Below are 21,196 nucleotides of genomic sequence, written 5' to 3' on the forward strand. Positions count from 1 at the left end.
AATGACAAGAAAACCTTTAAATAGGCGGAAAAAACGTGAAAAAAAGTTTTTTTAAAAAAATTCAAAAAAGGTGTTGACATTTGTAGATTGCTATAATATAATATCACTTGTCGTCAGGCAGGAAACGAAAACGAAACACAAACGAAGACGACAACAACTTAATAAAAACCATAAGTAAATGGTACATCGGGGTGTGGCTCAGCTTGGCTAGAGCGCCTGGTTTGGGACCAGGAGGCCGCAGGTTCGAATCCTGTCACCCCGACTGCTGTAAACTTATTACCGCAAGCATGCGGGTGTAGTTCAATGGTAGAACACCAGCCTTCCAAGCTGGATACGTGGGTTCGATTCCCATCACCCGCTTCTCTGAGAAGAGAGCATGTGTCTGTAGCTCAGCTGGATAGAGCAACGGCCTTCTAAGCCGTGGGTCGGGGGTTCGAATCCCTTCAGGCACGTTGTGGTGGGTATAGCGCAGTTGGTTAGCGCGCCAGATTGTGGCTCTGGAGGCCCAGGGTTCGAATCCCTGTATCCACCCTTCGCCCATTGGGCTATCGCCAAGCGGTAAGGCACAGCACTTTGACTGCTGCATTCGCTGGTTCGAATCCAGCTAGCCCAGTCCTTTTTATGGGGTATTAGCTCAGTCGGTAGAGCACTTGACTTTTAATCAAGTTGTCCGGGGTTCGAATCCCCGATGCCTCATTAGCGGAAAGCATTTGCTTTCCGTTATTTTTTTATCATCAGACAGGATGAAAATATAATTGAATATGCGGATATGGCGGAATTGGCAGACGCGCTGGTTTTAGGTACCAGTGGGCAACCGTGCAGGTTCAAGTCCTGTTATCCGCAGTGCTTAAGAGGCTTTCTATAAATCTGATTTATGGAAAGTCTTTTAATTTTTAGAATTATATTCACAGAAAAATGCCACATATGCATAATGATATGTGGCATTTTGACTCTATCGAATTTCTTAAATGACGTTACAGTTTCTCCCCTTCATTCACTTCCTCAATAAACACCTTCCCTTCCGCCTGCTGTTCCACAAAATGAAATCGAAGTACAGCCTGAGGCCAGTTGAGTGTGATGATGGCTTTTTTGTCCCGTGTCTTTCCTGCGGCCTGGATCTGATCTACAAGGTCTGCGAGGACTTCACGGGTGAGATATCCGCCTCGCCAGTGGAAGGTGAATTCGCGGCCTTTTTTTGCGGCCTGGAGGGCACGTTTGTATACGTCTTCCAATTTGGTGAAGGATAGCTTTTTCTCACGGTAATAAAAGTGGTTTCCATCCGGGCAGGGAGGTGCCGGAGCGATCAGTGGTTCATGGTCACGGAAGATGTTTTTGTCATCCAGATTAAAATAATCGTAACGGATACTGGTTAAGCCGTCTTCGTTTTTGCCCAGAGTATTATCGAAGGTGGCATCCAGATGATAGTACTGTCCGTTGATCCGGACGATGTTCCAGGTATGACGGTATTTGATCCCTTTTTCCGGATTGTTCCCGCAGATGGCGATAATACACCATACACCAAGGGCATCACAGAGGACCTTTACGGATTTGGCGATTCCCTCGCAGACACCGACACCATGGCCCAGAGGCCCGATGATCTCGTGGGAATATGGCTTTTTCAGTTTGTCGTAGCGGATATTTTCGCAGATGAAGTCATGGACATATTTTTCCTTATCCCACTCGGAAAACTTCATGGCGGTGCGCACAAGCTTGTCTACGCGGGCTCCCAGGGCTTTCTGATGCTCCCGGATTTTATTTTTGTCGAAGATATATTCAGGAATCAGTATCAGATTTGGCGAGTCCTTGTAATAACGGTATTTAAACCCCACAGCCCAGAAAATCTCCGGGTGATCCAGACGAAGCTGGAAAAATACATCATAGAGCCAGTTTCCATCGGTGGTTGGTACCTGCGGGATCAGGAACTCGTCGGAAAGCTCCATAAGCCCGTGAAGCATTGCACGGTACACGTTTTGTTTATCTTTCGACATTTTGCCGTAGTAATATTCTTCAGTTTGTTTCATATATAAAAATACGGAGACTCCTTTCCGGAAAAATAGATTTCAATCAAAGATTATAGCATAAAAAAACATGCAGGACTATCAGAAAAGATACACCCTGCATGTTTTTGGTATTGAATATTTTAGATCGAAAATAACTGTGAGCCTGGATCAGCCGTTATACAGCTGATAATACCGGCCCTTCTGTGCAAGCAGCTCCTCGTGGGAACCACGCTCGATGATGTGTCCCTGCTCCAGGACCATGATGCAGTCACTGTTGCGTACTGTGGAAAGTCTGTGGGCGATCACAAAGGTCGTCCTGCCTTCCATCAGCTTATCCATACCATCCTGTACAAGCTTTTCGGTACGGGTATCAATGGAGCTGGTGGCCTCGTCCAGGATCAGGACGGGCGGGTCTGCAACGGCTGCACGGGCAATGGAGAGAAGCTGTCGCTGGCCCTGACTTAAGTTTGCACCGTTTCCGCGGAGAAGGGTATTATAACCCTGCGGAAGCCTGCGGATGAAACCGTCGGCGTTGGCAAGCTTTGCTGCTGCGATAACCTCCTCATCTGTGGCATCCAGCTTTCCGTAGCGGATATTTTCCATAACGGTTGCTGTGAACAGGTTGGTATCCTGAAGAACGATGCCCATGGAGCGTCTGAGATCGTCTTTTTTGATCTTGGTGATGTTGATGCCGTCATAACGGATCTTACCCTTCTGAATGTCGTAAAAACGGTTCAGAAGATTGGTAATGGTGGTTTTTCCGGCGCCGGTGGAGCCTACAAAAGCGATCTTCTGGCCTGGCTGTGCATACATGTTGATGTCATGGAGAACGATCTTGTTGGAATTATAACCAAAGTCTACATCCTCCAGGACCATATCACCCTTCAGCTCGATATAATCAGTGGTACCCTCAGCTTTGTGGAAATGCTTCCATGCCCAGCGGCCGGTACGTTTGTCGGATTCGGTAAGAACACCGTTTTCCTCTTTTGCATTGACGAGAGTAACGTAGCCTTCATCCACTTCCGGTTTTTCATCCAGAAGATCAAAGATACGTTTTGCACCTGCAAGAGCCATAACAATACTGTTGAACTGCTGGCTGACCTGGTTGATAGGCATGTTGAAGCTCTTATTGAAGGTCAGGAAGCTGGCAAGCCCGCCAAGTGTGAAGCTGCCGATGCCGTTGATAGCAAGGATACCGCCCACCATGGCGCAGATCACATAGCTGGCATTTCCAAGCTGTGCGACCACAGGCATCAGGATGTTGGCAAAACGGTTTGCATTGTCTGCGCTGGTGAAAAGCTGGTCGTTCAGTTCATCGAATTTCCGGATGCTTTCGTCCTCATGGCAGAAGACCTTGACAACCTTCTGACCCTCCATCATCTCTTCGATATAACCATTGACAATACCAAGGTTGGTCTGCTGCTCCAGGAAATATTTTCCGCTTAAGCCCGCAAGCTTCCGGCTGGCAGTCATCATAATGGCAACCATAAGCAGGGTAACTACAGTAAGCGGAACATTCAGGATCAGCATACTTACAAGAACACTGACGATGGTGATCACACTGGAAAGCAGCTGCGGAAAGCTCTGGCTGATCATCTGGCGCAGGGTATCAATGTCGTTGGTGTAGATGGACATGATATCGCCGTGTGCGTGAGTGTCAAAATATTTGATGGGAAGCGTTTCCATCGTTGCAAACATATCGTTTCGGAGGTTACGTAAGGTTCCCTGGGAAACATTGATCATGATACGGTTATAAGTATAGGTGGCAATAACACCAATGGCGTAAAAGCATGCCACACGTGCGATGGCTGTAGCCAGAGGCCCGAAATCCGGTGTATCTGCTGAGAGAAGCGGTGTGATATACTGGTCGATCAGGGTTTTCATGAACATAGTTCCCTGTACATTGGCAAGAACACTGACAAAAATGCAGATCACCACGATCACGATATGGATACTGTAGTTTTTAAAGATATAACGGGCAAGGCGTCCCAGAAGCTTTCCCGGCTGCTCCGGTGTTCCCATACCCCTTGGGCCAGGACCGCCCGGGCCTTTCATGTTCTGTTTTTTCAAGCCGGTTCACCTCCCTCGTCAAAATCACCGGCGCCGCCGGTCTGTGAATGAAATACTTCCTGATAAATGGCGTTAGTCTTAAGAAGCTCCTCGTGGGTACCAAAACCGTTGATCTCACCGTTATCCATAACGATGATCCGGTCCGCGTTCTGGATGCTGGAAACACGCTGTGCGATGATCAGCTTGGTGGTATCCGGGATCTCCTCGGCAAAGGCACGGCGGATCCTTGCGTCTGTGGCAGTATCTACCGCACTGGTGGAGTCATCCAGGATCAGTATCTTCGGCTTCTTCAGAAGAGCGCGGGCAATACAGAGACGTTGCTTCTGGCCTCCGGAAACATTGGAGCCGCCCTGTTCAATGAAGGTATTGTATTTGTCCGGCATTTTTTCGATGAAATCATCGGCACAGGCAAGCTGGCATGCGCGGCGGCATTCCTCCTCAGTGGCATTTTTGTCACCCCATCGGAGGTTTTCCAGAATGGTTCCTGAGAAGAGTACATTCTTCTGAAGAACAACGGAAACCTGATTTCTGAGAGATTCCAGATGGTATTTACGGACATCGATGCCTCCTACGGAAACAGAACCATCCGTTACGTCATAAAGACGGCTGATCAGGTTGACAAGGCTGGATTTTGCACTTCCGGTACCGCCGATGATCCCTATGGTCTCGCCGGAGCGGATCGAGAGATTGATATCCTTCAGAACGGGTTCCTGACTGTCTTTCTTATAGCTGAAATTTACATGATCGAAGACGATACTTCCGTCTGGGACATCTGTTACCGGATCCTCCGGATCTGTGATGTCAGCAGTATCATTGATGACTTCCGTAACACGCTCTGCGCTGGCAATACTCATTGTCACCATAACAAAAACCATGGAAAGCATCATAAGGCTCATGAGAATGTTCATGCAGTAGGTGAGAAGGCTCATAAGCTCACCGGTAGTAAGGGAGCTGCCTACGATCATTTTGGCGCCGAGCCAGCTGATCCCCAGGATACAGGCATAAACGGTAAACTGCATCAGGGGCATGTTCATGACAACGATCTTCTCAGCACTTAAGAACATTTCGTATACTTTGTTGCAGGCTTTCTGGAATTTGCTGATCTCGTAGTCTTCGCGGACATAGGCCTTGACAACGCGTACAGCGCCGATGTTTTCCTGGACACTTGCGTTCAGGTCGTCGTATTTACGGAATACGGCCTGGAAGTATACAGTGGCCTTCTGCATGATAAAGATCAGACAGCCTCCCAGGAAGATAACAGCGACAAGGTAGATGCTTGCAAGCTTTGCGTTGATAAGAAATGCCATGACCATGGCACAGATCAGACTGGCCGGTGCACGGGTACACATACGAAGGATCATCTGATAGGCGTTCTGCAGGTTGGTCACATCTGTGGTAAGACGGGTGATCAGGCCGGCAGTGCTGTATTTGTCGATGTTGGAAAAAGAAAAGGTCTGGATGTTGGTGTACATGGCTTTTCGGAGGTTTCTGGCAAAGCCTGTGGAGGCCAGTGCTCCGTATTTTCCTCCCATGACGCCGGACCAGAGTCCGCACAGGGCAAGAGCTACCATAACTGCACCCATCCGATAGATATGGCCGATATTTCCGGCTTCCACACCCTTATCAATGATGGAAGCCATGGCCAGGGGGATCAGAGTCTCAAAGAGAACTTCCAGGATCATGAAAAAAGGCGTGAGAAACGATGCCTTTTTAAACTCCCTGACCTGGGCCAGAAGGGTTTTGAGCATAAAAAATCTCCTTTCTTTACTGTTCAAAAGACAGCACTACTGGAAAGGATTCCGGGCTGCTATAGAACAGATATATTGTTCAGCTACTATTATCGGGGAAATTATTTTTAATGTCAAGATAAACATGTGCGAAATGCTTGACACAACATCCTTTAAGCGGTATATTAAAAGTTAATATTCGCCTGTAGAACAGGGAAAGAATGGGCTTCAGGTCCCTTTAGAGGGTCTATATAGAGTTAAATTTTTGCAGGGAGGATTTTATATGGAGATCAGACAGTCAGCGGAGGATTATCTTGAATCAATTCTGGTTTTATCCAAAAAAGGAGGAGGAGTTCGTTCCATTGATATTGCGACCAGACTTGGTGTTTCCAAGCCAAGCGTCAGTCACGCAATGAAGCTTCTTCGTGAGGATGGTTATATTGCCATGGACCGTTACGGTACCGTGACACTTCTGGAGAAGGGGGCGGAGATCGCCAATCAGATTTATGAGCGTCACATTGTTCTTGCCAGGATGCTGGAGGGACTTGGGGTTCCGGCAGAGATCGCAATGGAGGATGCCTGCAAGATGGAGCACGACATCAGTCAGGAGAGCTTTGAGAAGATCAAGGCACATTATAATAACTTCATTAAGAAAGAAGAAGCAGCAGAATAAGAAACATGCAGACAGGCAGCCGGAAGGTAAAATACCAAACCGGCTGCCTGTTTTTTATTTATTATCTTTTTCTTTTTCTGGCAGCTGGGCCAGGATGATGGCTGCAAACATGATGACACATCCAAGAAGCTCTTTTATGGAAAGCTTTTGATCCAGGAGCACCCAGCCTGCAAGCACGGAGATGCAGGATTCAAGAGAAAGGATCAGAGAAGCAACGGTGGGATTCACATTTTTCTGGCCTACGACCTGCAGGGTGTAGGCAACACCGCAGGACATCACACCGGCATACAGGATCGGCAGCCAGGCAGTGAGAATGGAAGAAATCTGCGGATGTTCCAGAATAAGTGCCGGGATCATGGACAGGATCCCGCAGACAAGAAACTGGATACAGGAAAGCTTTACACCGTCTGCCTTCGGGGAAAAATAGTCAATCACCAGAATGTGCAGGGAAAAGAGAAAAGCACATACCAGCACCAGAATATCTCCGAGGCCAATGGAAAATCCGTCTGTGATGCAGAGAAGATAAAGTCCGACCAGTGCCATGACAACGGCTGCCCATATAAAGGGACTGCATTTCTTTTTCAGGAAAATTCCAATGATCGGGACGATGACAATGTAACAGGCGGTGATGAAGCCGGCTTTTCCTACTGTTGTGTACTGGATGCCAAACTGTTGGAAGTTGCTGGCAGCAAAAAGAGCAAATCCGCAGGCAATGCCGCCCAGCCACAGGTCACGGCTGTTATATGGCGTGGGGGATACAGCTTTTTCTGAAGGTGTTGATGAGGATTCCGGTATTGCGGAGTCTGTGGCAGCAGAGGATTTATTTCCGGAACGGTTCAGGATAAAGAGCACCGGAACCAGGACAGCGGCGCCGATCAGGGAACGGACGCCGTTGAAGGTGAAGGGGCCGACATATTCCATGCCCACACTCTGGGCAACAAAGGCGATTCCCCAGATCGTTGCGGCCAGAAGCAGGCAGAGAGAATTTTTCAGAGGCATTTTCTGTGAGTTCATGATAAAAAATCCTTTCGTTTATTAGGTATTATGTGATCAAAGCAGTATATAACAAAAGACCCCGGGGAACTTATATAGCTTCCCGGGGCATTTTTATGATCTGTCGGAACAATGTTCAACAAAATTAGTTCTGATTCTGGTTATTCTTAACTTCTGCAAGCTTCATGGCACGAACCTTCAGCGGCAGACCGAACAGAGTGATGAATCCGTCTGCATCATGATGATCATACATATCACCGGTTGTGAAGGAAGCAAGAGACTCATTGTAAAGGCTGTACGGAGAGGTTGTACCATTCTTGATGATGTTTCCTTTGTAAAGCTTGAATTTAACCTCACCGGTAACATATTTCTGAGTGGACTCAACAAATGCCTGAATAGCCTCACGGAGAGGTGTGTACCATTTTCCTTCGTAAACAACCTGTGCAAACTGGCTGCCAAGCTTTTTCTTGGCTTCCATTGTCTCACGGTCAAGGATCAGCTCCTCAAGCTGGTCATGTGCTGCCATCAGGATCGTTCCGCCAGGAGTTTCATAAACGCCACGGGATTTCATACCAACAACACGGTTCTCAACAATATCAACGATACCGATGCCGTTCTCACCGCCAAGCTTGTTCAGCTCTGTGATGATCTCGGAAACCTTCATTGCTTTTCCGTTGAGTGTTTTCGGAACACCCTGCTCGAATGTCATGGTGATCTCAGTTTCTTTATCCGGAGCCTTCTCAGGTGTTACGCTTAATACAAGCATGTCATCATAGTTCGGAGCCTGGGATGGATCCTCAAGCTCAAGTCCCTCATGGCTGATGTGCCAGAGATTTCTGTCACGGCTGTAGCTGTGGCTTGCATCAAATGGAAGAGTGATGCCATGAGCCTTACAGAACTCGATCTCATCTTCACGGGACTGCATGGTCCACAGATCTGTCATACGCCATGGAGCAATGATCTTGATGTCCGGAGCGAGAGCCTTGATGCCAAGCTCGAAACGGATCTGGTCATTTCCTTTACCGGTAGCACCATGGCAGATAGCAACGGCACCCTCTTTACGTGCGATCTCAACCAGCTTCTTGGCAATGACCGGACGAGCCATGGAAGTTCCGAGAAGATAGGAATGCTCGTATACAGCACCAGCCTCTACACACGGCATGATGAAATCATCGCAGAACTCATCGACGATATCCTCGATATATAATTTGGAAGCACCGGACATTTTTGCTCTCTCTTCAAGACCGTCCAGCTCGTTTCCCTGTCCGCAGTTTACACAGCAGCAGACAACGTCATAATCAAAGGTTTCTTTCAGCCACGGGATAAGGGCTGTGGTATCAAGACCACCGGAATACGCTAAAACAACTTTTTCTTTCATAATATATGTCCTCCTGGGATTTTTTTGATTTTGTATCGCTCCGGACATTTCCGGGACGGTGAATTTTTTTACGTTATCTGGAAAAAAATTATGCTGTTTTATAACTTTACCAGAGTGAATAAATATTCATGTACAACAAAACAAAATTTTCGGCTGTCCTGTCGACATGGCTTAATATACACCAGATTTTATAAATATGCAAGAGATAATTTGAAAAATATGAAAAAAATTTTGCATAAAAATACATCTAAAAGTAGGCGATATTATAAGAAAATACAGGAAAAACAGAAAAGACCGTGAAAAATCAAAGAAAATGACTATTGCATAATATGCAGAGAAGATGTATAATCTATCCATTGATAAGATGGACATATGAGCTGGCAGTACAGACAGGTTTAAGATGTCCGTCTGACCTGTGCAGAAGATTCAGATATCAGAAGACATAAAAAAGAGGCATAAATAAGAATAGCAAGCGCTTCTGCAGGGTGTATTAAGCCGTAGGAAAACGGCAGAGGAGGAATGTGAAAGATGATTAAAGCAGGAATTATCGGTGCGACAGGATACGCAGGAAATGAGATCGTAAGACTTCTTCTTGGACACAAGGACGTTGAGATCAAATGGTTCGGCTCCCGAAGCTACATAGATCAGCAGTATGCAGATATTTATCAGAATTTTTTCAGGCTGGTGGATGCCAAATGTATGGATGACAACATGGCTGCACTTGCAGATGAGGTGGATGTAATCTTTACCGCAACACCACAGGGCCTTTGTGCATCCCTTATTAATGAAGAAATCCTTTCCAAATGTAAGGTGATCGACTTAAGCGCAGATTTCCGTATTAAAGATGTGAAAAAATATGAGAAGTGGTACGGAATCGAGCATAAGGCTCCGCAGTTTATCGAGGAAGCTGTTTATGGCCTCTGCGAGATCAACCGTGAGGATATTAAGAATGCAAGGCTGATCGCCAACCCGGGATGCTATCCGACATGCTCCACACTGTCTATTTATCCGCTGTTAAAGGAAGGCCTCATTGATCCGAATACCATTATCATTGATGCCAAGTCCGGAACCTCCGGAGCAGGAAGAGGAGCCAAGGTTCCGAATCTCTACTGTGAGGTAAACGAGAGCATCAAAGCTTACGGTGTTGCCACACACAGACATACACCGGAGATCGAGGATCAGCTTGGATATGCATGCGGACAGGAAGTGATGATCAACTTTACCCCGCATCTTGTTCCGATGAACCGTGGGATCCTGGTAACAGCATATGCCTCCCTGACCAAGGATGTTACCTACGAGGAAGTAAAAGCAGCCTATGACAAATATTATAAAGACGAGTTCTTTGTACGTGTCCTGAACAAGGATGTATGCCCGCAGACAAGAAATGTAGAAGGCAGCAATTTTGTGGACGTGAACTTCAAGATCGATCCGAGAACAAAGAGAGTCATCATGATGGGCGCTATCGACAACCTGGTAAAGGGTGCAGCAGGACAGGCTGTTCAGAACATGAACCTGATGTTTGGATTTGACGAGAACGAAGGACTGAAACAGATTCCGATGTGCCCGTAAAACAGGCAGATCACAAATAAAATATGGAGGATGCCGAAGGACTTTAAACGAATGAACTGCGATATTCGATCTGGCATCACCATTGAGAGGAGATATATAATATGAAGATCATCGACGGCGGCGTTACAGCCGCAAAAGGTTTTAAGGCAGCGTCAACTGCAGCAGAGATCAAATATAAAGGCCGTACCGATATGGCCATGGTATTCAGTGAGGTTCCCTGTGTGGCTGCAGGAACCTTCACGACCAATGTGGTAAAAGCAGCTCCTGTAAGATGGGATCAGGACATTGTATATAATCACCCGGGTGCAAGAGCTGTGATCTGCAACAGCGGAATCGCCAACGCATGTACCGGCGAGGAAGGATTCGGCTATTGCAGGGAAACAGCCAAGGCAGCATCCGAAAGCCTTGGGATCCCGGAAGACAGCGTACTGGTAGCATCCACAGGTGTCATCGGAATGCAGCTTCCCATCGACCGTATCGCAAACGGAGTAAAAGCCATGGCACCGAAGCTTGAGGGAAGCCGCGAGGCAGGCCTTGAGGCAGCAAAAGCCATCATGACAACAGATACCGAGAAGAAAGAGGCAGCGGTAGAGATCGAGATCGGTGGAAAAACTGTAACGGTAGGCGGTATGTGCAAGGGCTCCGGAATGATCCACCCCAACATGTGCACGATGCTTGGATTTATCACCAGTGATGTGGATATCTCAAAGGAACTTCTTCAGGAAGCACTCAGCGAGGATATCAAGGACACCTACAACATGGTATCCGTTGACGGAGATACCTCCACAAACGACACCGTCCTCCTCCTTGCAAACGGCCAGGCCGGCAATCCGAAGATCACAGAGAAAAACACAGATTATGAAGAGTTCAAAAAGGCTCTTAACTACGTAAACACAACCCTTGCCAAAAAGATCGCAGGTGACGGAGAAGGCGCAACTGCACTCTTCGAGGTCAAGGTCATCGGCGCAGCCACCAAGGCAGAAGCCGTAACCTTAAGTAAATCCGTAGTAACCTCTTCCTTAACAAAGGCAGCCATCTACGGCCACGACGCAAACTGGGGAAGAATCCTCTGCGCCCTCGGCTACTCCGGCGTCCAGTTCGATCCGGAAAAGGTAGATCTCTACTTTGAGAGCAAAGCAGGAAAGATCAAGATCATTGAAAATGGAGTTTCTACAGGCTACAGCGAAGAGGAAGCAACTAAGATCCTCTCAGAAGAGGCAGTGACAGCCATCGCAGATATGAAGATGGGAGATGCATCCGCAACTGCGTGGGGATGCGACCTCACCTATGATTACATAAAGATCAATGCGGATTATCGTTCTTGATGTAAGAGCTTTGTAGAATGTTTTTTATGGTGGATTTTAGTTGTAGTTTTGTTTCAGTTTGTAAGCTGAGAAAACCCTTAGGGGGAGCGAGCTCAAAGTTGCGAAGCCCGCACGCTCCCCCTAAGAACCCCCTCCGTTGGGCACGCTTGGCTGTGGCATGTAGAACTTCAGTCGACGAAGACTGGGTGACGAACGTGAGAACCCGCAGTGCGGGAGCCCGGAAGTTGAGGCGTGTTGAGGTGTAGTTGACGAAGACTGAGTGACGAACGTGAGAACCCTCAGAGCGGGAACCTGGAAGTTGAGGCGTGTTGAACTTCAGTCGATGAAAACTGAGTGACGAACGTGAGAACCCTCAGAGCGGGAGCCCGGAAGTTATGTCGGGTTAGACGTCAGTCGCTGAAGGCAGACTGACGAGCTGTTCGCCTTCGGCGAAAGCGCGTCGGAAGCGGCTGTCTGCGACAGCCTGTCCGCAGTAGGCGCTTTGCCCGCAACGCGGGCAACAGCCCGTCCTCCCGTGGCCGGAGGGGAGGAGCGCGAGGAGGGGAAACGGCCTTCGGAACTCCGAGTGCCTCCCCTCCTCGCAAATCCACAGCTGTTAGCTGAGACAAAATTATAATAAAAAAGAAATCCCTCCAACATACAACAACAAAACCTTTTTCAATCCATATCATTTTTCAAAAAAAGGAGACACCCACATGGTAAATCAGAAATATCTTGACAAAGCAGAGGTTCTCATAGAAGCCCTGCCATACATCCAGCGGTTCAACCGCAAGATCGTAGTCATCAAATACGGCGGAAGCGCCATGCTTGATGAAGAATTAAAGCGTAACGTCATCAAGGACGCAGTCCTTCTGAAATTAGTCGGTTTCAAACCAATCATTGTTCACGGCGGCGGCAAGGAAATCAGCCGCTGGGTCGGTAAAGTCGGCATGGAGCCGCATTTTGTAAACGGTCTCCGTGTAACGGACAAAGACACTATGGAGATCGCAGAGATGGTTCTTGCAAAAGTAAACAAGGAGCTTGTTACTCTGGTAGAATCTCTCGGCGTACAGGCTGTAGGTGTCAGCGGTAAGGACGGCGGTCTTCTCCAGTGCAAAAAGAAGCTTTCCAAAGGCGAAGACATCGGCTACGTAGGTGAAGTTACAAAGGTTAATCCGAAGATCCTTCATGACCTTCTGGAAAGAGATTTCCTTCCGATCGTATTCCCGATCGGCTTTGACGAAAATTTTGATTCCTACAATATCAATGCGGACGATGCAGCCTGTGCCATTGCAGAGGCAGTTGAGGCAGAGAAGCTTGCCTTCCTGTCCGACATTGAGGGCGTTTACAGGGATGCAGATGATCCCTCTACTCTGATCTCCGAGCTTCGTGTAGATGAGGCTGAGAATCTGATCTCAGATGGTACTGTGGGCGGCGGTATGATCCCGAAGCTGAAAAACTGTATCGACGCTATCGAACATGGTGTAAACAGAGTTCATATCCTGGATGGAAGGATCCCGCACAGCTTACTGCTTGAGATCTTTACAAACAAAGGTATTGGTACTGCAATTTTAAAAGATGATGGGGAGAAATATTACAATGAGCATGAATGAACAGATGGAAGAATCTGAAGCCAGTATTCTTCATACATATAACCGTTTTCCGGTAGTTTTTGAAAAAGGCGAGGGTTGTTACCTCTATGATTCCGAAGGAAAGGAATATCTGGATTTTGCGGCAGGTATCGCAGTAAATGCCCTGGGCTATCATTATCCGGGCTATGACGAAGCACTGAAATCCCAGATCGACAAGCTGATGCATATTTCCAACCTGTACTACAATGAGCCGATCATTGAAGCAGGTGCCAAACTTGTACAGGCAAGCCATATGGAAAAGGCATTCTTCACAAACAGTGGTACAGAGGCCATTGAGGGTGCTCTGAAGGCTGCCAAGAAATATGCCTACGAAAGAGATGGCCATGCAGACCATGAGATCATTGCCATGAACCATTCCTTCCACGGCCGCAGCATCGGCGCTCTTTCCGTGACAGGCAATGCACATTACAGAGAACCCTTTGAGCCTCTGATGGGTGGGGTGAAATTTGCAGATTTCAATGATCTTGAGAGTGTAAAGGCTCAGATCACAGATAAGACCTGTGCCATCATCACCGAGACCGTACAGGGAGAAGGAGGTATTTATCCGGCTACAAAAGAGTTCCTGGAAGGCTTACGTAAGCTTTGTGATGAGAAGGATATCATTCTGATCCTGGACGAGATCCAGTGCGGTATGGGACGTACCGGGCATTATTTTGCATGGCAGGCATATGGAGTACAGCCGGATATCATGACCTGTGCCAAAGCACTTGGCTGTGGAGTTCCGGTAGGTGCTTTTGTGCTGAACAAAAAAGCAGCTGCAGCCTCCCTGAAGCCAGGCGACCACGGAACCACTTACGGTGGAAATCCCTTCGTATGTGCAGCCGTCAGCAAGGTATTTGACATTTTTGAAAAAGATCAGATCCTTTCCCATGTGCAGGGACTTACTCCGTATTTTGAGGAGAAGCTGGACGAACTGGTTGCAAAGCATGACTGTGCAGAAACAAGAAGAGGCAAAGGCTTCATGCAGGGTATCGTGATCAAGGGACGTCCGGTAGGAGACGTGGTGAAAAAAGCTCTTGCAAAGGGTCTTCTGGTGATCTCAGCAGGAAGTGATGTTCTCCGCCTTGTTCCTCCTCTTGTGATCACAAAAGAGGATATCGACAAGATGGCAGAGATCCTTGACGAGTGTATGGAATAATAAAAAAATAACAGATACAAAAGCAGCAGTATTTTCCGGAAAGGATAGTGTGCCGATGGAGAATACGGCTGCTTTTTTGTCAGAGAGACAATGTATATAAATTATATAACAGATATAGAAAACAGTATTCGAAAATCTGGTCGTGTGTTTGAAAACAAACAAAAACTGCTATGACACACCGACAAAATGCACAAAAAAGAGAGAGGGTTCGAGTATAAATTGCACATCTACACAGTTGATTTTAGAACGCCATATGTTATAATTTCACTGGTAAAAAAATTTATGTGAGGGGTGAAAATTTTGAAAAAATTATTAACCGTCATGTGTACTTTTCTGACAGTATTTCTGGCATGTCCTGTGGGTGTATGGGCAGCCGGAAACGGTGGGACAGGATCTGGTGTGCCGGTGTGGCTTTGTATCCCTTTTGCGGGCCTTCTTCTGTGTGTTGCAGTGATGCCGCTGGTAAAGGGTGAGTGGTGGGAGTCACATCAGCCCGTTGTGGTTGCATTCTGGATCGTTCTTATGATCATTCCGTTTGCAGTTGTTTACGGTGCCGGAAAAACTGCGGAAACAGTACTTGAGTGCGTGATCAATGACTATCTTACATTTATCATCCTGTTATTCGGACTGTTCTGTGTATCCGGTAACATTACAGTTGAGGGTGATTTTGCGGGCTCACCAAGAGTAAATGTAGGACTTCTTGCACTGGGAACCCTGCTTTCCAGCTGCATCGGAACTACCGGAGCCAGCATGCTGATGGTCCGTCCGGTGATCAAAATGAATTCCTGGAGAAAAAGAAAGGGTCATATTATGATCTTTTTCATCTTTATGGTATCCAACATGGGTGGCTGCCTGACACCGATCGGTGATCCGCCGCTTCTGATGGGCTTTATGCGAGGAGTTCCGTTCTTCTGGAGCCTGCATCTTTTTCCGGTACTTATCTTTAATATGGTGATCCTTCTGTTTGTGTTCTATCATTTGGATATGCGCTCTTACAAGAAGGATATCGCAGAGGGACGTAAACCGGATATCAGCAAACCGGGTACCGAGTTTAAGATCGAGGGTCTTCATAATATCATCTTCCTTGTGATGATCGTTGTGGGTGTTATCTTAAGCGGAATGCTTCCAGGTATGCCTGCATTCCAGGATGCGGCCGGAAATGTAAAGGGACTTCATATTTTCGGCGAGGTTACTTTAAGCCTCCCGTCGATCATTGAGATCGTCCTGATCCTGGCAGCTGCATTTCTGTCCTTTAAAACAACAGATAAAAGGATCCGTGTGCGGAACCATTTTACCTGGGGTGCGATCAAGGAGGTTGCAGTACTTTTCATCGGTATTTTTATCACCATGCAGCCGGCCCTGATGCTTCTGAAAGCAGTAGGACCGAATCTCGGTATCACCGAGCCGTACCAGATGTTCTGGGCGACCGGAGCTTTGTCCAGCTTCCTGGATAATACACCGACCTATCTGGTATTTCTGACAACAGCGGGAACTCTCGGATTTACAAACGGAATCGCAACAACGCTGGGAACGGTTCCTGTAAAGCTTCTTTCTGCGATTTCCTGCGGTGCTGTATTTATGGGCGCCAATACATATATCGGCAATGCTCCGAACTTTATGGTCAAGACACTTTCTGACGAAAATGGTATCAACATGCCGTCCTTCTTCGGATACATGGCATGGTCCATTTGTTTCCTGGTACCGGTGTTCATCATCGATATGCTGGTATTCTTTTTATAAGGGAGGAGGATCAATATGCAGGATAATAACATTCGAGAGAAATGCAGAGAGCTTGCCACCAGGCTTTATGAACTGGATGGCGAGGTTTATGAAAGCGTAGGATCTTCCCTTGGACGTACCTTCACCGGTGACAGAGAAGGCACTATCCGGAACTTAAGTGCTCTGATGTATACCAAACCGGACGGACATCTTCTTCGAAGCGAGATGGCACTGATCAGCAACATGGCCAGGACCATCAAGGATAAAGAAGAAAAAAGCCGTCTCATGAAGAAATATGATGAGATCTTTCAGGAGATCCTGACGCTGCCGGAGACTTTTGTTGCTACGGATATCATGGATAAGGAACGTGTGGCGCTGAATCATATGATCAAGCACAGGGAAAAAATCTCTGAGAATGACCATCTGGTCATCTGCATCAGCCGTACACAGGGAAGTGCCGGTAATGACATCGGTTTCGGACTGGCAGACAAGCTTCGGATCAACTATTATGATGTGGAGATCTTTGATCAGGTATTAAGGCGCCTTGAGGCGGAAAAGGGCGCAGTCAACGATGCGGAATATTTTGCGGATTTCAATAAATATGAGAAGAAGCATAAATTTGATCCCAAGGGCTGGTTCCGGGAATTCAACCGTTACCATGGGCTTCCGAAACAGGACGCGGTATTCTTTAACATGAGTGACCTGATCTGCGATCTGGCCTCAAAAGAGGACTGCATCATTATGGGAAGGTGTGCGGATGCGATCCTCAAGAACAATCACATTCCGCATATCAGTCTGTTTATCACAGCTCCTTTTGCTATCCGTGTGCAGCATGTTATGGATGTAAGGAAGATGAATATGAAGCAGGCAGTCCGTTTTCTGAAGAAGATGGACAGCCAGCACAGACGGTATTACAATTTTTACGGCGGAGCTCAGTGGGGCAAGCCGGATAATTATGATCTTTGTATCAACAGTGCAAGCTACGGAATCAATGAAACAGAGAATCTGATCCTGAAACTGCTGGATGATCAGATCCACTGAGAGATAAAAATATGAGCAGCCTGGAAGAAAGAAAAAGTTCCGAAGGGGATTTTAGCTTAACAGGCTGCAAACAGAAAAAGAATCAGAACAGAGTTCCTGCATTCTGAGGTAACCTTCTGCCAGACAGAAATACCTCAGAATGCAGGAACTTTTTTATATTTTGTTTATAAAAACTTAATCTTGATTAACTTTTTTCATTTAGGGGATTGACATTCGAAAAAACTTAGTATAAACTAACCTATGAGTTAGGGCTGACTAATTAGACTGAGTGAATTAATAGAAAGAAACGGAGGGATTCCATGCAGCCGATTTTATTTTTACAGTCAGGTGATACTGGCACGATCAAGCGTATTTCCGGAGCGGAGGATACAAGAAGATTTCTTGCAGGCCTTGGTTTTGTTGAGAATGCGGAAGTGACAGTTATTTCTCAGTTTGACGGCAATCTGATCGTAAATGTCAAGGATTCCAGAGTAGCAGTCAATAAGGAAATGGCCAGACACATTATGGTGTGACCGGACTGCGAGGCAGTGACCGGTAGTGGATTTGCCCCAAACTGCGGAAGGCGCAGTTGAGGATAGATTAGGAATTGGAATATGAACAGGGAGGAAAAGAGAAATGACTTTACGTGATGCAGCAGTAGGTTCTACAGTAGTTGTTTCCAAGATCACCGGCGACCCGGCTTACAAGCGCCGTATCATGGATATGGGAATCACAAAAGGCAGCGAGGTTTATATCCGAAAGGTAGCTCCTCTTGGAGATCCGGTTGAGATCACCATCAGAGGTTATGAGCTTTCCCTGCGTAAGCATGACGCAGCATGTGTGGAAGTAAAGTAAATAAGCTTCGAAAAATGACAGAGCGTCAGGCTCTGACCTGAAAAAAGGAGGATGCAAAATGTCTGTAACAATAGCTCTTGCCGGAAACCCGAACTGTGGTAAGACTACAATGTTCAATGCTCTTACAGGCGCAAACCAGTACGTTGGTAACTGGCCAGGTGTTACTGTAGAGAAAAAAGAGGGTAAGCTGAAAAACCAGAAGGATGTAACGGTAACAGACCTTCCGGGTATCTATTCACTTTCCCCGTATACACTTGAGGAGGTTGTCAGCCGTGATTATCTTCTGAAAGAGAAACCGGATGTGATCATCGATCTTGTGGATGCAACAAACATCGAGAGAAACCTGTATCTTGCAACCCAGCTTCTTGAGATCGGTATCCCGGTTGTTATCGCTCTTAATATGGTGGATCTTCTGAAAAAGAACAACATCCATATCAATGTAAAAGGCTTAAGCTCCGCGCTTGGATGCCCGATCGTTGAGACCTCTGCTCTTAAAGGAACAGGCCTTAAAGAGGTTGTTGATGAGGCAATCAAATGTGCGAACCAGCACAGAGTACCATCGAAGCAGATGGAATTTCCGAAAGCAGTAGAAAAAGCTGTAAATGAGATCGAGGGATTTGTTCCTGCAAACATCGCTGAGGAGAACAAGAGATGGTATGCAGTAAAGCTTCTTGAGAGAGACAGCAAGGTAAAAGAAGGTCTGAACCTTCCGGCTTCTGCACAGTCCAGGATCGAGGAGATTGCTTCTGGCCTTGAGAAGGCAGAGGATGATGATACAGAGAGTATCGTAACGGATGGAAGATATCAGTACATCCAGAAGGTTGTTTCTGCAAACGTTAAGAGAAGCGGAAATAAGATGACAGTTTCCGATAAGATCGACCGTATCGTAACAAACCGTATTCTCGGTCTTCCGATCTTTATCCTTACCATGTTTATCGTTTATTATGTATCGGTAACAACAGTTGGTACCATGGTAACAGACTGGACGAACGACAGCTTTGTGGGAACCATCCAGGGTGTTGTATCGGATGGACTCGGCAATGCCGGCGTTGCGGATTGGCTGGTAAGCCTTGTATCAGATGGTATCATCGGTGGTCTTGGTGCAGTGCTTGGATTCGTTCCGCAGATGGCAATCCTGTTCCTGTTCCTTTCCATCCTTGAGGACTGCGGTTACATGGTTCGTATCGCATTCGTCATGGACCGTGTATTCCGTCATTTCGGACTTTCCGGAAAGAGCTTTATCCCGCTTCTTATCTCCTCCGGCTGTGGAATCCCTGGAATCATGGCTTCCAAAACGATCGAGGCAGATAATGACCGTCGTCTGACGATCATGACAGCGACATTTATCCCATGTGGTGCCAAGCTTCCTGTTATCGCTCTTATGGGTGGTATCATGACCGCTTATGCAACCGGTGACTATGTAGCTGCTGGTTTCATCACACCACTGATGTACTTCATCGGTGTTGTAGCAGTTCTTGTAGCTGCGATCATCCTGAAGAAAACAAAACCGTTCTCCGGTAAACCTGCTCCGTTCGTAATGGAGCTTCCACAGTATCACATTCCGTCTGTAAAGACAGTTCTGCTTCACGTTTGGGAGAGACTGAAAGGCTTCATCATCAAAGCCGGTACCATTCTTTTCCTTGCAACCGTTATCATGTGGATCCTTTCCAGCATCGGAAATACAGGAAGCGGAATCGGATTTGTTGAGGACAGCAACGACAGTATCATGGCTATCCTTGGCGGTATCCTTGCTCCGATCTTTGCTCCTCTTGGATTTGGCAAATGGCAGCCGGTTGCAGCCTCCATTTCCGGATTCTCCGCAAAAGAGTCCATCGTAAGTACAATGGGTGTTCTTGCAAACGTAGCTGGTGATGATGCAGAGGATACCATGATCGTTGGTGCAGCGATCAAAGCATGGTTCCCGACAGCAGTAGCAGCATTTTCTTTCCTGCTGTTCAACCTGCTTGACTCTCCGTGCCTTGCAGCTATTTCTACAATGGCACATGAGATGCAGTCCAGAAAATGGTTCTGGTTTGCAATTCTCTTCCAGAACATTTTTGCTTATGTTGTAACACTTTGTGTATACCAGATCGGTCTTGTTGTCACAGGTGCCGGTTCCTTCGGAATTGGAACGATCGTAGCGCTGATCCTTGCAGCAATCCTGCTCTTCCTTCTGTTCAGACCGGATCCGTACAAGAACCAGAACGATGTTACAAAGAGATCTGTACAGGCAGCAGAGTAATTGAAAACCGGTCATACAGTAACGATCCGGTACATATGATAGCTTTGAAATGATGCTGTAAGAACAGCTGAAATGATAAGAAATGCAGGAGACCGGGGATGTAAATACCTGGTCTTCTGTGCTATAATAAGTCTGAAGAAATATGGAAGTTTTTTTACAAAAGTATTTATCAGAGGCTGGCAGCAGTTCCCAGGCTGTACAGCGAAAGAAAGGGTGACAGATATGAGTATGATAGCGGATATTATTGTACTGGCACTGGTGATCGCATATGGCGTATTTGTGATCAGTTATCTCTATTCAAGAAAGAAACAGGGGCTCAGCTGTGTCGGCTGTGCCGGTAACACACATACAGGTGGCTGTGGCGGCAGCTGCTCCGGTCATTGTTCCGGCTGCTCCGGCTGTAGTGGAATGCATAAGTAACCAGGAGGGAAAGAAATCATGGCAAATGCAATTGTTGTCATCGTTGTTATCATCATTATGCTGTTTGCCGGAAAAGGCGCATATAAACATCTGAAGGGCGAAGGCGCCTGCTGCGGAGGCGGCAGCAAGCCGGAGATCCCGAAAAAGAAGCTGGATGGAACCAAGCTGGGTGAGAAAACCATGAAGATCACAGGCATGCACTGTGAGAACTGTGTGGCCAGCGTCACAAGAGCGATCAACCGCATTGACGGTGCGGCAGCAAAAGTAAGCCTGAAAAAAGGTGAGGCAGTGGTTTCCTACGACAGAGAGATCTCCAACGAAGAGCTTAAGAAAGTAGTGGAAGACAGAGGATATCACGTAGTTTCTATCCAGTAAAGCTTTATCATAAGAATAACTTTGCCGCGGCTTCTGAGCCGGCAGATCAGAGAAGAGACTT

17 protein-coding genes and 7 tRNA genes are annotated in these 21,196 nt (G+C 46.9%); 19 read left to right on the forward strand and 5 right to left on the reverse strand.

The features are described from left to right. The first annotated feature begins 187 nt into the window (after nucleotides 1-187). From BN3261_RS16495 to BN3261_RS16525, 7 genes are all read left to right on the forward strand, one after another. A tRNA-Pro gene (locus BN3261_RS16495) sits at nucleotides 188-262 on the forward strand. Between the two features lie 27 nt (nucleotides 263-289). Then, a tRNA-Gly gene (locus tag BN3261_RS16500) sits at nucleotides 290-360 on the forward strand. Between the two features lie 18 nt (nucleotides 361-378). After that, nucleotides 379-452: transfer RNA gene (locus BN3261_RS16505), tRNA-Arg, on the forward strand. Nucleotides 453-457: 5 nt separating this feature from the next. Next, nucleotides 458-531, forward strand: a tRNA-His gene (locus BN3261_RS16510). 10 nt (nucleotides 532-541) lie between these two features. Further along, nucleotides 542-613, forward strand: a tRNA-Gln gene (locus tag BN3261_RS16515). 10 nt (nucleotides 614-623) lie between these two features. Then, nucleotides 624-696 (forward strand) — tRNA-Lys (locus BN3261_RS16520). 67 nt (nucleotides 697-763) lie between these two features. Next, nucleotides 764-843 (forward strand) — tRNA-Leu (locus BN3261_RS16525). Between the two features lie 131 nt (nucleotides 844-974). On the opposite strand, the gene BN3261_RS16530 is transcribed toward BN3261_RS16525, so the two are convergent. The 3 genes from BN3261_RS16530 to BN3261_RS16540 form a co-directional block, all read right to left on the reverse strand. Further along, nucleotides 975-2,021 carry a transglutaminase domain-containing protein gene (locus tag BN3261_RS16530; RefSeq protein WP_059086789.1) on the reverse strand — a complete coding sequence of 349 codons (1,047 nt, stop codon included), beginning with the start codon at nucleotides 2,019-2,021 and terminating at the stop codon, nucleotides 975-977. A gap of 147 nt (nucleotides 2,022-2,168) precedes the next feature. Next, the gene (locus tag BN3261_RS16535; RefSeq protein ID WP_110925902.1) at nucleotides 2,169-4,055 is read right to left on the reverse strand and encodes an ABC transporter ATP-binding protein; all 1,887 of its coding nucleotides are present in this window, start codon (nucleotides 4,053-4,055) and stop codon (nucleotides 2,169-2,171) included. 11 nt (nucleotides 4,056-4,066) lie between these two features. Beyond that, the gene (locus BN3261_RS16540) at nucleotides 4,067-5,818 is read right to left on the reverse strand and encodes an ABC transporter ATP-binding protein (protein ID WP_059086791.1); all 1,752 of its coding nucleotides are present in this window, start codon (nucleotides 5,816-5,818) and stop codon (nucleotides 4,067-4,069) included. A 262-nt stretch (nucleotides 5,819-6,080) separates the two neighbouring features. On the opposite strand from BN3261_RS16540, the gene BN3261_RS16545 reads away from it, so the two are divergent. Beyond that, nucleotides 6,081-6,470: a metal-dependent transcriptional regulator gene (locus tag BN3261_RS16545; RefSeq protein ID WP_015526009.1), complete on the forward strand. Its 390-nt coding sequence runs from the start codon at nucleotides 6,081-6,083 to the stop codon at nucleotides 6,468-6,470. A 54-nt stretch (nucleotides 6,471-6,524) separates the two neighbouring features. Here the strand turns inward: BN3261_RS16545 and BN3261_RS16550 are convergent, their stop codons facing one another. Both BN3261_RS16550 and BN3261_RS16555 read right to left on the reverse strand, forming a co-directional pair. Next, nucleotides 6,525-7,484 (reverse strand): DMT family transporter, encoded by a 960-nt coding sequence (locus BN3261_RS16550; protein WP_015526008.1) that lies wholly within the window; start codon nucleotides 7,482-7,484, stop codon nucleotides 6,525-6,527. A 124-nt stretch (nucleotides 7,485-7,608) separates the two neighbouring features. Then, nucleotides 7,609-8,841 (reverse strand): argininosuccinate synthase, encoded by a 1,233-nt coding sequence (locus tag BN3261_RS16555; RefSeq protein ID WP_015526007.1) that lies wholly within the window; start codon nucleotides 8,839-8,841, stop codon nucleotides 7,609-7,611. 528 nt (nucleotides 8,842-9,369) lie between these two features. Between BN3261_RS16555 and argC the strand changes: the two genes are divergently transcribed. The 11 genes from argC to BN3261_RS16610 all read left to right on the forward strand — a co-directional run bounded on the left by argC (nucleotide 9,370) and on the right by BN3261_RS16610 (nucleotide 21,135). Then, the gene (gene argC, locus BN3261_RS16560; RefSeq protein WP_015526006.1) at nucleotides 9,370-10,410 is read left to right on the forward strand and encodes an N-acetyl-gamma-glutamyl-phosphate reductase; all 1,041 of its coding nucleotides are present in this window, start codon (nucleotides 9,370-9,372) and stop codon (nucleotides 10,408-10,410) included. A 101-nt stretch (nucleotides 10,411-10,511) separates the two neighbouring features. Further along, on the forward strand, nucleotides 10,512-11,735 hold the full coding sequence (gene argJ / locus BN3261_RS16565) for a bifunctional glutamate N-acetyltransferase/amino-acid acetyltransferase ArgJ (RefSeq protein ID WP_059086792.1): 1,224 nt from the start codon (nucleotides 10,512-10,514) through the stop codon (nucleotides 11,733-11,735). Between the two features lie 695 nt (nucleotides 11,736-12,430). After that, nucleotides 12,431-13,327, forward strand: coding sequence for an acetylglutamate kinase (gene argB / locus BN3261_RS16570; protein ID WP_022426393.1), 897 nt, complete (start codon nucleotides 12,431-12,433; stop codon nucleotides 13,325-13,327). After that, nucleotides 13,314-14,504, forward strand: coding sequence for an aspartate aminotransferase family protein (locus BN3261_RS16575; protein ID WP_022426394.1), 1,191 nt, complete (start codon nucleotides 13,314-13,316; stop codon nucleotides 14,502-14,504). Before argB ends, BN3261_RS16575 begins: the two co-directional genes overlap by 14 nt. A 300-nt stretch (nucleotides 14,505-14,804) precedes the next feature. After that, nucleotides 14,805-16,244, forward strand: coding sequence for a sodium:proton antiporter (locus BN3261_RS16580; protein ID WP_022426395.1), 1,440 nt, complete (start codon nucleotides 14,805-14,807; stop codon nucleotides 16,242-16,244). A gap of 15 nt (nucleotides 16,245-16,259) precedes the next feature. Continuing rightward, entirely contained in the window at nucleotides 16,260-17,264 is a 1,005-nt protein-coding gene (locus tag BN3261_RS16585) for a cytidylate kinase-like family protein (protein WP_059086793.1), read from the forward strand. Nucleotides 17,265-17,563: 299 nt separating this feature from the next. Beyond that, the gene (locus BN3261_RS16590; RefSeq protein ID WP_015525999.1) at nucleotides 17,564-17,776 is read left to right on the forward strand and encodes a FeoA family protein; all 213 of its coding nucleotides are present in this window, start codon (nucleotides 17,564-17,566) and stop codon (nucleotides 17,774-17,776) included. Between the two features lie 103 nt (nucleotides 17,777-17,879). After that, nucleotides 17,880-18,098 carry a FeoA family protein gene (locus BN3261_RS16595; protein WP_015525998.1) on the forward strand — a complete coding sequence of 73 codons (219 nt, stop codon included), beginning with the start codon at nucleotides 17,880-17,882 and terminating at the stop codon, nucleotides 18,096-18,098. A gap of 58 nt (nucleotides 18,099-18,156) precedes the next feature. Further along, nucleotides 18,157-20,340 (forward strand): ferrous iron transport protein B, encoded by a 2,184-nt coding sequence (feoB, locus tag BN3261_RS16600; protein ID WP_022426397.1) that lies wholly within the window; start codon nucleotides 18,157-18,159, stop codon nucleotides 20,338-20,340. Between the two features lie 222 nt (nucleotides 20,341-20,562). Beyond that, nucleotides 20,563-20,760: a FeoB-associated Cys-rich membrane protein gene (locus BN3261_RS17565; protein WP_044961556.1), complete on the forward strand. Its 198-nt coding sequence runs from the start codon at nucleotides 20,563-20,565 to the stop codon at nucleotides 20,758-20,760. An 18-nt stretch (nucleotides 20,761-20,778) separates the two neighbouring features. After that, nucleotides 20,779-21,135, forward strand: a complete 357-nt coding sequence (locus tag BN3261_RS16610) for a heavy-metal-associated domain-containing protein (protein ID WP_021651583.1) — start codon at nucleotides 20,779-20,781, stop codon at nucleotides 21,133-21,135. The last annotated feature ends 61 nt before the right edge of the window (nucleotides 21,136-21,196 follow it).

The sequence above is a fragment of the Blautia massiliensis (ex Durand et al. 2017) genome (assembly GCF_001487165.1).
In the GTDB taxonomy this organism is placed as follows: Bacteria; Bacillota; Clostridia; order Lachnospirales; family Lachnospiraceae; genus Blautia_A; species Blautia_A fusiformis.

Bases quoted from the DNA above. Each gene is read 5' to 3' on its own strand.
- argB (WP_022426393.1), top strand. From the start codon at position 12,431: ATGGTAAATCAGAAATATCTTGACAAAGCAGAGGTTCTCATAGAAGCC.
- BN3261_RS16550 (WP_015526008.1), bottom strand. From the start codon at position 7,484: ATGAACTCACAGAAAATGCCTCTGAAAAATTCTCTCTGCCTGCTTCTG.
- BN3261_RS16530 (WP_059086789.1), bottom strand. From the start codon at position 2,021: ATGAAACAAACTGAAGAATATTACTACGGCAAAATGTCGAAAGATAAA.
- BN3261_RS16585 (WP_059086793.1), top strand. From the start codon at position 16,260: ATGCAGGATAATAACATTCGAGAGAAATGCAGAGAGCTTGCCACCAGG.
- BN3261_RS16545 (WP_015526009.1), top strand. From the start codon at position 6,081: ATGGAGATCAGACAGTCAGCGGAGGATTATCTTGAATCAATTCTGGTT.
- argJ (WP_059086792.1), top strand. From the start codon at position 10,512: ATGAAGATCATCGACGGCGGCGTTACAGCCGCAAAAGGTTTTAAGGCA.
- argC (WP_015526006.1), top strand. From the start codon at position 9,370: ATGATTAAAGCAGGAATTATCGGTGCGACAGGATACGCAGGAAATGAG.
- BN3261_RS16575 (WP_022426394.1), top strand. From the start codon at position 13,314: ATGAGCATGAATGAACAGATGGAAGAATCTGAAGCCAGTATTCTTCAT.
- BN3261_RS16610 (WP_021651583.1), top strand. From the start codon at position 20,779: ATGGCAAATGCAATTGTTGTCATCGTTGTTATCATCATTATGCTGTTT.
- BN3261_RS16535 (WP_110925902.1), bottom strand. From the start codon at position 4,055: ATGAAAGGCCCGGGCGGTCCTGGCCCAAGGGGTATGGGAACACCGGAG.
- BN3261_RS16540 (WP_059086791.1), bottom strand. From the start codon at position 5,818: ATGCTCAAAACCCTTCTGGCCCAGGTCAGGGAGTTTAAAAAGGCATCG.
- BN3261_RS17565 (WP_044961556.1), top strand. From the start codon at position 20,563: ATGAGTATGATAGCGGATATTATTGTACTGGCACTGGTGATCGCATAT.
- feoB (WP_022426397.1), top strand. From the start codon at position 18,157: ATGTCTGTAACAATAGCTCTTGCCGGAAACCCGAACTGTGGTAAGACT.
- BN3261_RS16555 (WP_015526007.1), bottom strand. From the start codon at position 8,841: ATGAAAGAAAAAGTTGTTTTAGCGTATTCCGGTGGTCTTGATACCACA.
- BN3261_RS16590 (WP_015525999.1), top strand. From the start codon at position 17,564: ATGCAGCCGATTTTATTTTTACAGTCAGGTGATACTGGCACGATCAAG.
- BN3261_RS16595 (WP_015525998.1), top strand. From the start codon at position 17,880: ATGACTTTACGTGATGCAGCAGTAGGTTCTACAGTAGTTGTTTCCAAG.